General features: G+C 55.8%; 11 protein-coding genes and 1 tRNA gene. All 12 read right to left on the bottom strand.

What is annotated here, in order from left to right:
• Positions 1 to 16: 16 nt before the first annotated feature.
• The 12 genes from NQU42_RS03205 to NQU42_RS03150 all read right to left on the bottom strand — a co-directional run bounded on the left by NQU42_RS03205 (position 17) and on the right by NQU42_RS03150 (position 11,551).
• Entirely contained in the window at positions 17 to 1,444 is a 1,428-nt protein-coding gene (locus NQU42_RS03205; protein WP_296608986.1) for a rhodanese-like domain-containing protein, read from the bottom strand.
• Positions 1,445 to 1,470: 26 nt separating this feature from the next.
• A complete protein-coding gene (locus NQU42_RS03200) occupies positions 1,471 to 2,928 on the bottom strand; it encodes a NosD domain-containing protein (RefSeq protein WP_296608984.1) in 1,458 nt (485 codons plus the stop codon).
• A gap of 332 nt (positions 2,929 to 3,260) precedes the next feature.
• Positions 3,261 to 3,899 (bottom strand): molybdenum cofactor guanylyltransferase, encoded by a 639-nt coding sequence (locus NQU42_RS03195; protein ID WP_296608983.1) that lies wholly within the window; start codon positions 3,897 to 3,899, stop codon positions 3,261 to 3,263.
• Complete coding sequence (locus NQU42_RS03190) at positions 3,896 to 4,474, bottom strand: DUF2121 domain-containing protein (RefSeq protein ID WP_296608981.1); 579 nt, start codon at positions 4,472 to 4,474, stop codon at positions 3,896 to 3,898. Before NQU42_RS03190 ends, NQU42_RS03195 begins: the two co-directional genes overlap by 4 nt.
• Positions 4,471 to 5,313, bottom strand: a complete 843-nt coding sequence (locus NQU42_RS03185; protein WP_296608980.1) for a tetrahydrofolate dehydrogenase/cyclohydrolase catalytic domain-containing protein — start codon at positions 5,311 to 5,313, stop codon at positions 4,471 to 4,473. Before NQU42_RS03185 ends, NQU42_RS03190 begins: the two co-directional genes overlap by 4 nt.
• 15 nt (positions 5,314 to 5,328) lie before the next feature.
• On the bottom strand, positions 5,329 to 6,570 hold the full coding sequence (glyA, locus tag NQU42_RS03180) for a serine hydroxymethyltransferase (RefSeq protein WP_296608978.1): 1,242 nt from the start codon (positions 6,568 to 6,570) through the stop codon (positions 5,329 to 5,331).
• A gap of 448 nt (positions 6,571 to 7,018) precedes the next feature.
• Positions 7,019 to 8,170 (bottom strand): Xaa-Pro peptidase family protein, encoded by a 1,152-nt coding sequence (locus NQU42_RS03175; protein ID WP_296608976.1) that lies wholly within the window; start codon positions 8,168 to 8,170, stop codon positions 7,019 to 7,021.
• Positions 8,163 to 8,930: a geranylgeranylglyceryl/heptaprenylglyceryl phosphate synthase gene (locus NQU42_RS03170; RefSeq protein WP_296608975.1), complete on the bottom strand. Its 768-nt coding sequence runs from the start codon at positions 8,928 to 8,930 to the stop codon at positions 8,163 to 8,165. Before NQU42_RS03170 ends, NQU42_RS03175 begins: the two co-directional genes overlap by 8 nt.
• An 8-nt stretch (positions 8,931 to 8,938) precedes the next feature.
• A complete protein-coding gene (locus NQU42_RS03165; RefSeq protein WP_296608974.1) occupies positions 8,939 to 9,085 on the bottom strand; it encodes a 50S ribosomal protein L40e in 147 nt (48 codons plus the stop codon).
• Positions 9,086 to 9,118: 33 nt separating this feature from the next.
• Positions 9,119 to 9,271, bottom strand: a tRNA-Ser gene (locus NQU42_RS03160).
• 130 nt (positions 9,272 to 9,401) lie between these two features.
• On the bottom strand, positions 9,402 to 10,205 hold the full coding sequence (truA, locus tag NQU42_RS03155; RefSeq protein ID WP_296608973.1) for a tRNA pseudouridine(38-40) synthase TruA: 804 nt from the start codon (positions 10,203 to 10,205) through the stop codon (positions 9,402 to 9,404).
• A gap of 95 nt (positions 10,206 to 10,300) precedes the next feature.
• Positions 10,301 to 11,551: a 3-isopropylmalate dehydratase large subunit gene (locus tag NQU42_RS03150; RefSeq protein WP_296608972.1), complete on the bottom strand. Its 1,251-nt coding sequence runs from the start codon at positions 11,549 to 11,551 to the stop codon at positions 10,301 to 10,303.
• Positions 11,552 to 11,586 lie beyond the last annotated feature (35 nt).

The raw sequence follows: 11,586 nt of genomic DNA, 5'->3' as shown, positions 1-11,586 counted from the left end.
CCCACTGCCTCTTGCACTATTGAATCACAACTGTGAGGGCATTCTCGAACTCCTTTGAGAGCGAGTAAACCGTCACAGCAAAGCCGACAGAGTAGCTGCCAGGGGATGCGTTTGTCGCGTCCCATGTCCCGACGTATTCATCATCCGAGACCTTCTCCATGGGAATAGACGCGACCTCATTCCCCTCTGAGTCCCTTATCTTTGCGGCGCATGTGAAGTACTGCGTGGAGCTGCCCAGGCTCAGTCCAGGGTTCTTATTCTTCGTGAGAGAGCCTGACCATACAGTTATGGGCTCGCATGTCGCACAACCCATTACGCTGAGCGTCGTCAGGTTCTCATCTGCCGTCCCGCTCGTGCCCTCTCCGCCTTCCTCTGGCAGCTCGAAGACAGCGTGGATCTTCACAGGACCTGGAGACGCAGGATTCGGCTCAGCCCTCGTCAGGGTGCTGTTGAGTCGCATCCTGAACGCCGGCAGGTTCTTCAGCCAGTCGTTCCATGTGTAGATCCTGGCATCGTATCCCATCATCCTCAGCGCAAACCACACCATAGACGCCTTGAACTCTGTATTCGCATAGACCACAACAGGCTTCTCCTTCGTCAGGCCCGCGAAGACGCTCTCCAGCTCCGACTCGTCCTTCAGCCTGCCGTTCTCGGTGACCATATCGTAGGGTATGTTCAGAGCTCCAGGTATCGCTCCCTGGCCGAACGCATCGAACGGCCTGGAGTCCACGATCTGCACATCAGCATTCTTCACATAATCATTTGTAGCCAGCAGCTCTGATCTGATCCTCTGAACTGTGTAGGTTGTGGCCGGTCTCACATACGGTGTGCTCTGCACCGGCAGGCCTGCCGCCTTCCAGTCATTTGTATCCCCGTCCAGGAGCTTCAGCCTGCTCTCGTCATGCCCGAGGTACAGCATCAGCCAGTACACAAATGTTGCTCCGAACGGCCCACCCAGACATGTCGGGCAGTCGTAATCGGTGCCCGTCAGCACAACCCTGTCGTTTGGAGTTATCCCCGCGTTTCCAAGAAGCGCTGCTATCTCCTCTGCGGATTTCAGCTCCTTGTTCTCGTTGTAGAAGTCCATGTAGTTTATGTGCACAGCGCCATCTATGTACTCCGTGGCGCCGTTGCTGACATCCAAGACAATATCGGAGCGCGCAACGCCTGTGACCGGAACAAGCATCTCGCTAGCTCTCACCGGCACATCTGTGGTCGTACTCTTGCTCTCAGTCTCTTTTTGAGATGTCTGAGCGCTCTTGTTGAACAGAGGGTTCTTGAGCCGCTCGGTCTTTGCAGAGATCACCGGGGCTGATGTCTTCTCCTCCTCCGGCCCCAGGCTCTTCAGGAATCCCTCGTGTGGATATTCTTCATAATCTGGTTTGCACATCGGGCATGTAGCACTCGCCCACTGCATGCTCATTGCAGCGATGATAAGCACCATTCCAAACACAATGATGAATCTGCGAATCATGATCTTCCTCTCAGCTGGGCCATCGCAGCCTCAAAGCTGCGTCCAGCCCTTGGTGTGATCCTGAACCTTCCTATAACCTCTTCTAGTTCATATCCTCTTCTATCTGTTGCTGTGATCACAACTGAGTACTCACCAGGATCTAGAAGTGCGGTGGTGAGAGCGCCCTCGTAATGATCGCCTGCCTGGTATAGACGCACATAAGACCTGGACTCAGGAATCCGTGCCGATACCTGGGAAAGACCGTTTACAGACTCGATCCAGGCCTTTATGAGAAGCTGTTCTCCGGCCTCGATCTCCTCCGGCAGGCTGGCATTCAGTATCTTTATGGGTTTGAGCTCATATCCCATGAGAGGGTACATGTCCCTCGAGCGGTTGCCGATCTCTTTGGGAGTGTCGCCGAACCCATCAGCTCCTGGAACATCCTGTGCAGGTCCGCTGCGCTCATCCACGCCTGAGTAATCGCTCCAGGCGTTCCCACCAACAGGGTACGGCGCGTTCCATATGTTCTCTCCCCGGTCCACGGCCTGGACCACATTATCGATGAGACGGTTGGTGTGGAAGATATTGCTGTTCGACTCCACGAATATCCCTGTGGGGCTCCGGGTGATGTTGTTCCCGACAACTGTGTTGGCATCGCTCTTTCCCTGTATCTGTATGCCGAACCTGATGTTTGAGCGTATATCGTTGCTGAGTATCTCGTTCTCGCCTGAGTCCAGGAGGGATATCCCCGCGACCTGGTTATCGGTGATTGTGTTGTTTCTTATTATGTTGTGGTTGCAGTTGAACCGCAGATCGATCCCGTTTGCCTTGTTTCCGGAGATCAGGTTTTTCTCTATGATGTTGTTAGAGCAGCCTGTGAACATGTAGACTCCGTACATGTTGCCGTTTAGCGTGTTCCCCCTCAAAGTGTTGTTCGAGCATAATGTGGAGAGGTGTATCCCGTACGCTCCGTTGTTGCTCGCGATATTGTTCACGATCAGATTATCGTTGGAGGAGTCTGTGAGGTATATACCATACCACCCCTCCCCGACGACGCCATTGTAGCTGGCGTTGTTGTTCGCGATTGTGTTTCCAGAGGACGTCAGAAGTACGATTCCAGGCTGCTTGCAGCCTGTCACCGTGTTGTTTGTGATGCTGCACCCCCTGACCCTGCTCAACCGTATCCCGTAGAGGCCGTTTCTGACTGTGAATCCGGTGATGTTCACCATATCAGCCTCTACGCTTATGCATGCGTCTGAGGATGATGCAATCACGGTTGCACCATCGCCTATGAGGTTCAGACGCTTGTTCACCGTGAACTTCTCGTAAACCCCCGGCCCGACGATTATAGTATCCCCTGGAGATGCTGAATCTATGCTTCTCTGTATATCGCCTCCTGCATGTATTATGGCTGCGCTGCCTGCCATGGAGAGGAGCATAATCAGAGGGAGCGCGATCGCCGCTGATATGCACAAACCGAAAATCATGCCGCATGAATTTACACACATCTCTTCTTCCGTCCCAGGCCATTTGAGACGCTGCCGGTTCAGGCGAATGCTCAATCAACCACCCCGGCTAACGAGATGTGATGATCTTATAAATCTTGCCCGAACTTGTGGGTATCGGGCTGTGGGCCAGTCCAGCGCATGTGTTCTGGAGAGCCGTTGGAAGCACACATTTGAATCGCTGGAGTGGAGAGGACGGAGCGATGAAAACGGCGCACGTAACAAAAGACGTGCAGAATGGGTGAAAACCCCGCATGCGACAAGCAGAGGCATGCCAGAAGAATGAAAGCGTCCCCAAGACGTCATCCATCACAGCAGCCCGGAGCGCCTCTCTCAGCCAGCCCTCTCATGATCCTCTCCGCGGTGCTGAGGTCGTCTGGTGTGTTGACATTGAAAAAGCTCAGGAGTTCGGTATCCACAGCTCTGAACAATCCGGCATCTACAAATTTGATGTCAAGCCCTGCTAGCGAGGCTGATATCCTGCGCTCGCCTCTCGCGATCACATTTCTGCATGCCTCCTCGAGCCGCCTCGCAAGGTAAACCGCATGCAGCCTCTCAGGAATGCCATTCAGGATAGGGACCGCGCCGTCATGACCTTCTGCGAGCGAGAAGAGGAAATCGATCGCATCAGGATTGAGAAAAGGCATATCGCAGCCTGCTGCGAATGCGTAGCGTCCGCGAGCTGAATCCATTCCGGCCTGGAGACCTGCGATCGGTCCCACGCCATGCGCGCGATCGATCACCACCCTGCAGCCGGAAATCGCGCCTTCGAGCCGCCTCGCCTGCGCATCATCTCTCACGACAACGATGACCTCATCGACCGTATCGAATATTCTCTCGATCACATGCTCGATCAGGGGCCTGCCGTAGAGCATAACGGATGTCTTCTCCGCGCCCATCCGTCTGCCCTCCCCGCCGGCAAGCACAACTGCCGACCTCATAACCTCCAGCCCATCCTCTCGCAGTCCCTCGAGAAGGTCTGCATGAGAACGGATGCAGGGTCTTTATGAGACGCTTTAACCTGGAGAATCGTGTGCTCCCTGCTCATGGTTGCGGTTCCAGCGCTGACCTCTTTCATCACTCTCGCTATCGCATCAGCGCTGATCCTCCCGAGACTCTGGAGGATCCTTCCAGCAGCATCCCGTGTGTGCCTGTTCCCCAGAATGATTAGCGAGGCACCGCCCCTTCCGGAGATCTTGGCGTTTCCATCAATCACGTCCACGATGAGATATGCTCCTGATGTTACATACACCCTTCTGCGTTTGCTGCTGGACGCGGAGACCTCTGTCACCTCACCCACAAGCACATCCCCATCACGCCAGACCTTCTCCCTGCCGTCAGATATGTATATCGTCGCAGAAAGCTCTCCGGCCCTCCTGAGCAGCTCCTCGTCATCATGAATCCTGCCGGAGTAAAGCTCCTCCTCAAGCGACCTGCAATCTCCGGCGAATGCTATGCTCCTCCTGTCACCGGCGATAACAGCCTCCCTGCCGGAGAACGCGATAACCAGGCTCATGATCTTCGCCTCTCGAGCGAGAGCTCCGCAGCCATCACGGTCTGGCTCATGAGCATCGCCACGGTGAGCGGCCCGACACCGCCAGGCACCGGCGTTATCCCGGCTGCCTTCTCCTTGACGGCATCAAAATCGACATCTCCCACGGTCTTGCCATCCACCCTGTTTATGCCCACATCGAAGATGTACGCCCCTTCCCTGACCATATCAGCCTTTATGAGCCCGGGGACTCCTGCTGCGACCACGAGTATCTCCGCGTCTCTGGTGTGCTCTTTCAGATCCTTTGTGTAGACATGGCAGACCTGCACTGTGGCATTTCTGTTCAGCAGCATGGCTGCAAGCGGCTTACCAACCACATTGCTGTGCCCAACGATAACAGCCTCTGCGCCCTCGATCTTCACTCCCAGACGCTCGAGCGCATAGATTATCCCTCTCGGCGTGCATGGAACAAGCCTCTCTGCGCCGAGCAGCAGCGCGCCCATGTTCTCAGGATGGAACCCATCTGCATCCTTCTCAGGAGCTATCGCCATCATGGCCTTCCTCGGGTCGAGGTGTCCCGGCAGCGGCAGCTGGAGGAGTATCGCATGCACATCCTCTCTGCAGTTCAGCTCCATGATCGTTTTTATGAGGGTGCCCTCATCCGTATCCCCCGGAAGCACGATGTTCTCCGATCTTATGCCAACACGCTCGCATGCGGCATGCTTGATCCTCAGGTACATCTGAGATGCAGGGTTGTCTCCCACCAGTATCGTGGCCAGGCCTGGATTGAAGCCAAGCCTCTCGACCCTTCCCCTTACCTCTGCCTCGATATCTGACGCGAGCGCCTTTCCATCTATTATCAAGAGAAGATCACCCCATCAGAGCTCGGGATAAAGCGGGAACCTCTCGCAAAGAGCCCTGACCCTGGAACGGACCGACTCTATTGTAGCGGGGTTTCTTATATCCCGAATGACCTCTGTTATGAGATCCGCTATCTCCCTCATCTCATTCTCCTTCATGCCTCTGGTTGTGACGGCAGGAGTGCCGATCCTGATCCCGCTTGTCACAAATGGAGTCCTCGGATCAAAGGGTATCATGTTCTTGTTCAGAGCGATGCCAGCGCTCTCCAGGGCCTCGTCTGCCTCCTTTCCGGTTATGTTCTCCTTCAGAAGCTTGACGAGCATGAGGTGGTTATCTGTGCCTCCGGATACGAGCTCAAACCCGTTCTCGATGAGTCTGGCTGCGAGAGCCGCTGCATTCCTCACTATCTGCTCCTGATACCTCCTGAACTCAGGTGTCATCGCCTCCCGGAATGCTACTGCCTTCGCAGCTATCGTGTGCATCATCGGTCCGCCCTGTATCCCCGGGAAGACCGCTCTGTCGATTGCCTGGGCGAGCTCCTCCCTGCACATTATCACGCCGCCTCTCGGCCCGCGGAGGGTCTTGTGCGTTGTGGTCGTCACGATATCTGCATAAGGAATTGGGCTTGGATGGACACCAGCAGCAACCAGACCAGCGATATGGGCGATGTCAGCCATCAGGAGGGCTCCGACCTCATCGGCGATCTCACGCATCGCTTTAAAATCTATGATCCTCGGATATGCAGAGGCGCCGCATACTATCATCTTTGGTTTGCATTCCCTGGCGATCTCCAGGATCTCGCTGTATTCGAGCATCTCAGTCTTCCTGCTCACGCCATACGGAACGACACGATAGAGCTTTCCTGAGAAGTTGACAGGGGATCCGTGAGAAAGGTGACCACCATGGTCGAGGTTCATGCCCATTATGGTGTCCCCGGGCCGGAGCGTGGCGAAGTAAGCAGCCATGTTCGCCTGTGAGCCGCTGTGCGGCTGGACGTTGACGTGCTCAGCCCCGAAGAGCTCCCTGCACCTCTCCCTTGCAAGGTTCTCAGCCTCATCCATGAATTCGCAGCCGCGGTAGTACCTCTTTCCCGGATAGCCCTCAGCGTATTTGTTGGTCATCACGCAGCCCTGTGCCTCCATCACCGCAGGGCTTGTGAAGTTCTCCGCAGCGACAAGAACCAGTGTGTTTCTCTGCCGGTCCAGCTCCTTGCGTATCACCGCTGATATCTCCGGGTCGACATGATCTAAGAGGCTCAATCGAATCACCATTATGGTTTTGATGGCAAATACGCTATGCAGATATAAGTCTATCTAGTGCGCAGCGACAATCTCAAAGGGTATGGGTGAGATCAAAACTCCCAGAATGCCTGTCTTATCGTCTTCAAGCTTTGGCCTTTCGAGCCCGAGAGATCCCCGGCAGAGAACACTTACCCAGATCTTGGAAGCCGTATATTCAAACCGCAGGCAGCAACGCTCACAGAATAAGCGCTATAAAGACTTTCTGTTCGCTTTGCTGTGTTGAATAATGTTTGAGAATCCGATAGCAGAGGCTGGATTCATACGAATTGCAATCCTAGTAAAAATCAATAGCTATCGACCTTAAAGCTCTTAATTATTCAACACAGCAGTTCGCTTCACATCAGTTCCTGGGAACATCGCTGCGCTATGAGTGCTGCAACGCCAGCGGGATTCCAAACAGATATGCCTACCGGATCACGAGCTCTCTCTCGAATGCTGTCAGGTTATCGCAGCCATTCTCCCTGACAACAACGAGATCCTCAAGCCTGACGCCGCCAACATCTGGGTAGTAAAGCCCGGGCTCAACCGTGACCACGTTGCATGATCTGAGCATCTCCCCATGCTCGCTCAGAGAGGGGCTCTCGTGTATCGACAGCCCGACGCCATGGCCTGTTGAGTGGATGAAACCCCGTTCCTCGCGCTCTGTGTAACCTAGATCATCGAATGTCCTGCAGACAGCCTCGTGCACATCAGCCCCGCTCACGCCATCCTTTATGCACCCCATAGCCGCGTCCTGTGCTGTCTTCACCGCGCTATACATCTCCATGATCTCAGCCGATGGTTCCCCGCGGACGACCGTGCGGGTCATATCCGCGAAGTACCTGCTGCTCTTCGATCGAGGGAATATGTCTATGACGATGGGCATATCTGGAGGAAGCGGCCCGCTGCCCCTTGAATGAGGACTGGAGCTCATGAGACCGCCGCAGACTATTGTATCCAGAGTCTCGCATCCAAGCCCTGCAAGCCTGAGCTCAACAGCGCGCCTCACTCTTTCAGATGTGAGCGGTGTACCGTCCAAAATGAGCATTTCACCAGAGGGCCTAGATTTTCTGATAAGCTGAACAGCGACTGCCATGGCAGATTCACAGGATCTCTGAACATCTTTAATCGCGGCGATCTCCTCAGGAGTTTTGACCGCGCGAACTTTCTCCAATGGTTTTTCGAGAAGAACAACATCGAAATGCTCCATTAGGCTTCTGTAAAGATACGCTGGCGTATTCGTCCGCAATCCCAAACGCGCGATACCACGTGCTGAGACGAACTCCTCGATGACATTCGCGTACGCCATCTCGAGACCGCCGAGCTCCGCGATCTTCGACCTCATGGAATAATCGGACGTCGTCTCCACAACATCCGCCCTGGATTCTGCCAAGGCCCTATATCTCTCCATGCTGGATACCAGAATGTAGATCCTGTCAGAGATGAGCACCGCAAACCTGTCGCTGGAGAGGAATCCAGATGCATAACAGACATCTGCATCGCATATGCTGTCGCCCACAAGAAGCAATCCATCGACACCAAGGCTCCGGACTGCATTGATAAGAGAATCTCTAGACATGTATCGCGGTGACGATGCTCTTTACAAATTCGAAGACGTCACCTGACTGCTCAATGCCTGTGCCTGTGACTATCAGATCCGCGCCCGCAGCCACGAGCTTACTGGCGCTCTCTGCGTCGCGTATCCCGCCGCCCACGACCAGAATCGCATCGCCGATCGCCTCCCTGACCGCAGAGACCATGCTCGCTGGGACGGGCGACTCTGCGCCGGAGCCTGCCTCCAGATATATCAGACGCATCCCGAGGTAGCGCCCTGCGAGCGCGTACGCAGCCGCAATCTCTGGCTTTCTCCGCGGCACGAGCTTCGCATCGCCAACCCAGCCGACCGTGCCCCCGGGCTCAACCACTATGTAGCCCATGGGTATCGCCTCAAGCCCATATCTGGAGACAATCGGTGCTCCGAGCGCCTGGTTCTCTATGAGATAGCTATTGGATCTCGAGTTCAGAAGGCTCATGAAGAAGACCGCATCAGCGCTATCGCAAAGGCCTGCAGCGCTGCTCGGAAAGAGGATCACAGGTAGCTCCACAGATTCCTTTATGGCGCGCACGGTCCTGTCCAGTGTGGAGCCGGTGGCACCGACAGATCCACCGACCATGACGGCCTTGGTGCCAGCGTCCGCTGCTGATCTCGCCATCTGCGCAGCCCGCTCCGGATCCTGCGACGCCGGATCTATGAGGGTAAGGTGCGCCGCCCCCTGAGACTCCACGGCGTCCCAGAGCTCCGACTCCACAGGACCTATCTCGACACGCTTTCTGAGCATAGACCCGTTTATCCTCTGCTCTCCTTGGACTTCATCCTGAGGCCCTTGTACCTGCATTTACGACAGCGTGTCGCCCTGACGGGGTTGCGCGCATTGCAGCGCATGCATATCTTGACGTTCAGAACTCGATTTTCTGCCTCTGGAAATCTGGCCATAATAGTTACTCTCCCCGATGAAGGATATCGTTTTGGCGCCGGGGTTGGGATTTTCATGGTGGACTCGACGTCCGCGCCATTTTGAACCCAAGCGTCCCTGAAAGGGACAACAGGTCTCGAGCCTGCCGCGTATGGACCTCTGCCGCTGGAGCACGGCCCAGAGCTTGTCCGCTCTGCCACCCCGGCACGACTTCAGCTGAGAGATCTGATGGTTTATATCTGTTGCCCCTGTGGCTGCACTCCAGAGCAGCTCTCATGAAGAGAGCGCATCATCAGCCTTCACACTGTGTCGCAGATCATTTACGTACTCAGCGTATCAGAATGTATCCCCCATCCGCGAGAGCACCTCCTTTACCACCTCAGAGATTGCGGCCCTTCTTTTGGCCTCGCTGATGAGCATCCTCGAGACGCGCTGCTTCGTGTAGTTATCCTCCACCCACTCCAGATCACTGTAGCCGACGTCCATCAGCATCAGCCCTTCTGGCGGCGCTGTAGGCGCGCCGTGGGGGGTCGCTGGATCGAGAAGCTCCTGGATCCACTCCACAGGTCTCTCGCCGATGCCTATCAGCTCCAGGGCCCCGACGATGCGCCGGACCATGTTCCAGAGGAAACCATCAGCTCTTATATCGAAGACCACAATCCCTCCACACTCATTCACATCAATTGAGATTACCCTGCGGACCGTGTCCACCTTTGACGTGGAGAAGTTCCGGAAGTCGTGGGTGCCGAGAAGATGCTCTGCAGCCTCTCTCACGGAACTCAGGTCGAGATCTGGGGAGAAGAGAAAGTACCTGTACTCCCTCCACAAGGCGTTCCACCTGGCGCTGAACCCGGCCGGCGCGACCGCTCTTGCCCATGCCCAAACATCAGATGGGAGGAAGCCGTTGATCACCCTGGGAGATGCGAGATGCTCCCTCTCATCATCGATCCAGAAGTCGATGACCTGGCCGAGCGCGCTGACCCCCCGGTCGGTCCTTCCTGCATAGCAGAAGTCCCCGTTTGCGACCCCTATCCTCAGGAGAGCGTCTCTTATGACTCCTTCCACCGTTCGGAGACCCGGCTGCCTCTGGAAGCCGTAGTAACGATCTCCGAGATATGCGACCTTCAGTGCAATCTTCATCGCATCATAAAATGATCACGCAGAGGCCATTCGCAGCCACTGCGCCGCTCAGAACTTCATCTCTCAGATAAAGACATTGCAGACCTCAACAGCTATCAGATCTCCCTCGGATCCGTGATCTCCCCGGTTATGGCGCTTGCACCCGCGACTGCGGGAGAGCAGAGGTAGATCTCACCCTGCGGGCTGCCCTGCCTTCCGACGAAATTTCTGTTAGATGTTGACAGAGAGACCTCTCCAGGCCCGATCAGCCCGAAGCTTCCGCCCATGCACGGGCCGCAGCACGGCGATTCTACGATCGCACCAGCCTCCATGAACCTCTCAATGAGTCCTGCCCTGAGCGCCCTCATGTACTCCTTCCTGCTCGCAGGGATGACGATCATCCTGACGCCCCGTGCAACCGGCTCATCGCCCATCACCTCTGCAGCGAGCTTGAGGTCCTCGAATCGACCATTCGTGCACGATCCGAGGAAGACCTGATCGATCTTCACATGATGAAGAGTGCTGACAGGTACCACATTATCGACACGATGGGGCATGGCCACCTGTGGCTCGAGATCGTTCACGTCCCAGTGTCTTTCTGTGAAGATCGCGTCCTCATCCCCCCTGATCGGCTCCTCGGTGACCCACTCCCTGAGGTATGTCATGGTAACCCTGTCCGGCTCCACAAGCCCTGCCTTCGCGCCCATCTCTATCGACATGTTGGTCATGGTCATCCTCTCTGCGACGCTCATCCTCTCGACCGCGGATCCGGCGAACTCGCATGCGAGATAGTTCGCGCCATCCGCGCCGATGTCGCCGATGATCCTGAGTATCACATCCTTTGATGTGACTCTCCTTGGCAGGCGCCCGTCTATCACAAGCCTGAGGGTCTGAGGTACCATAAACCAGAGCTTTCCTGTGGCGAACACGCTGGCCATGTCTGTCGAGCCGATGCCGGTCGCGAAAGCTCCCAGCGCCCCGTAGGTGCATGTGTGAGAGTCCGTGCCGACTATGAGGTGCCCTGGAAGCACATGGCCGTTCTCGGGCATGACCTGATGGCAGATTCCGCTGAATACATCGTAGTTTATGATGCCCTGCTCTCTTGCAAATGCCCTCAGCATCTGGTGGTTCTCAGCCGCCTTTATGCTGTCTGCAGGCACCTGATGGTCAAAGAGGATCACAATCCTGGAGGGATCCCAGACCCTGGCACCCCTGCCTGCTATCTCGTAGAAGCCCCTGACAGCGAGAGGCCCGGTTATGTCATGTATCATCGCGCGATCTATCGAGGCCATGACGAACTCGCCAGCCCTGGCCTCCCTGTTCGCGGCCCTTGAGAATATCTTCTCCGAGAGGGTTTGACCAGCCATGCTCAGGCCCATCACTCCCATGATAGATAAATCTT

This window comes from Methanothrix sp. (assembly GCF_024518575.1).
Taxonomy (GTDB): domain Archaea; phylum Halobacteriota; class Methanosarcinia; order Methanotrichales; family Methanotrichaceae; genus Methanothrix_B.
Note: the sequence above shows the minus strand (reverse complement) of the source record. Positions and strands in the feature narration are given on the sequence as shown.

Excerpts from the sequence above, each read along its gene's own strand:
- NQU42_RS03150 (WP_296608972.1), bottom strand. The coding sequence starts at position 11,551 with ATGGCTGGTCAAACCCTCTCGGAGAAGATATTCTCAAGGGCCGCGAAC.
- NQU42_RS03170 (WP_296608975.1), bottom strand. The coding sequence starts at position 8,930 with ATGCTCAGAAAGCGTGTCGAGATAGGTCCTGTGGAGTCGGAGCTCTGG.
- NQU42_RS03195 (WP_296608983.1), bottom strand. The coding sequence starts at position 3,899 with ATGAGGTCGGCAGTTGTGCTTGCCGGCGGGGAGGGCAGACGGATGGGC.
- NQU42_RS03175 (WP_296608976.1), bottom strand. The coding sequence starts at position 8,170 with ATGTCTAGAGATTCTCTTATCAATGCAGTCCGGAGCCTTGGTGTCGAT.
- truA (WP_296608973.1), bottom strand. The coding sequence starts at position 10,205 with ATGAAGATTGCACTGAAGGTCGCATATCTCGGAGATCGTTACTACGGC.
- NQU42_RS03165 (WP_296608974.1), bottom strand. The coding sequence starts at position 9,085 with ATGGCCAGATTTCCAGAGGCAGAAAATCGAGTTCTGAACGTCAAGATA.
- NQU42_RS03205 (WP_296608986.1), bottom strand. The coding sequence starts at position 1,444 with ATGGTGCTTATCATCGCTGCAATGAGCATGCAGTGGGCGAGTGCTACA.
- NQU42_RS03190 (WP_296608981.1), bottom strand. The coding sequence starts at position 4,474 with ATGAGCCTGGTTATCGCGTTCTCCGGCAGGGAGGCTGTTATCGCCGGT.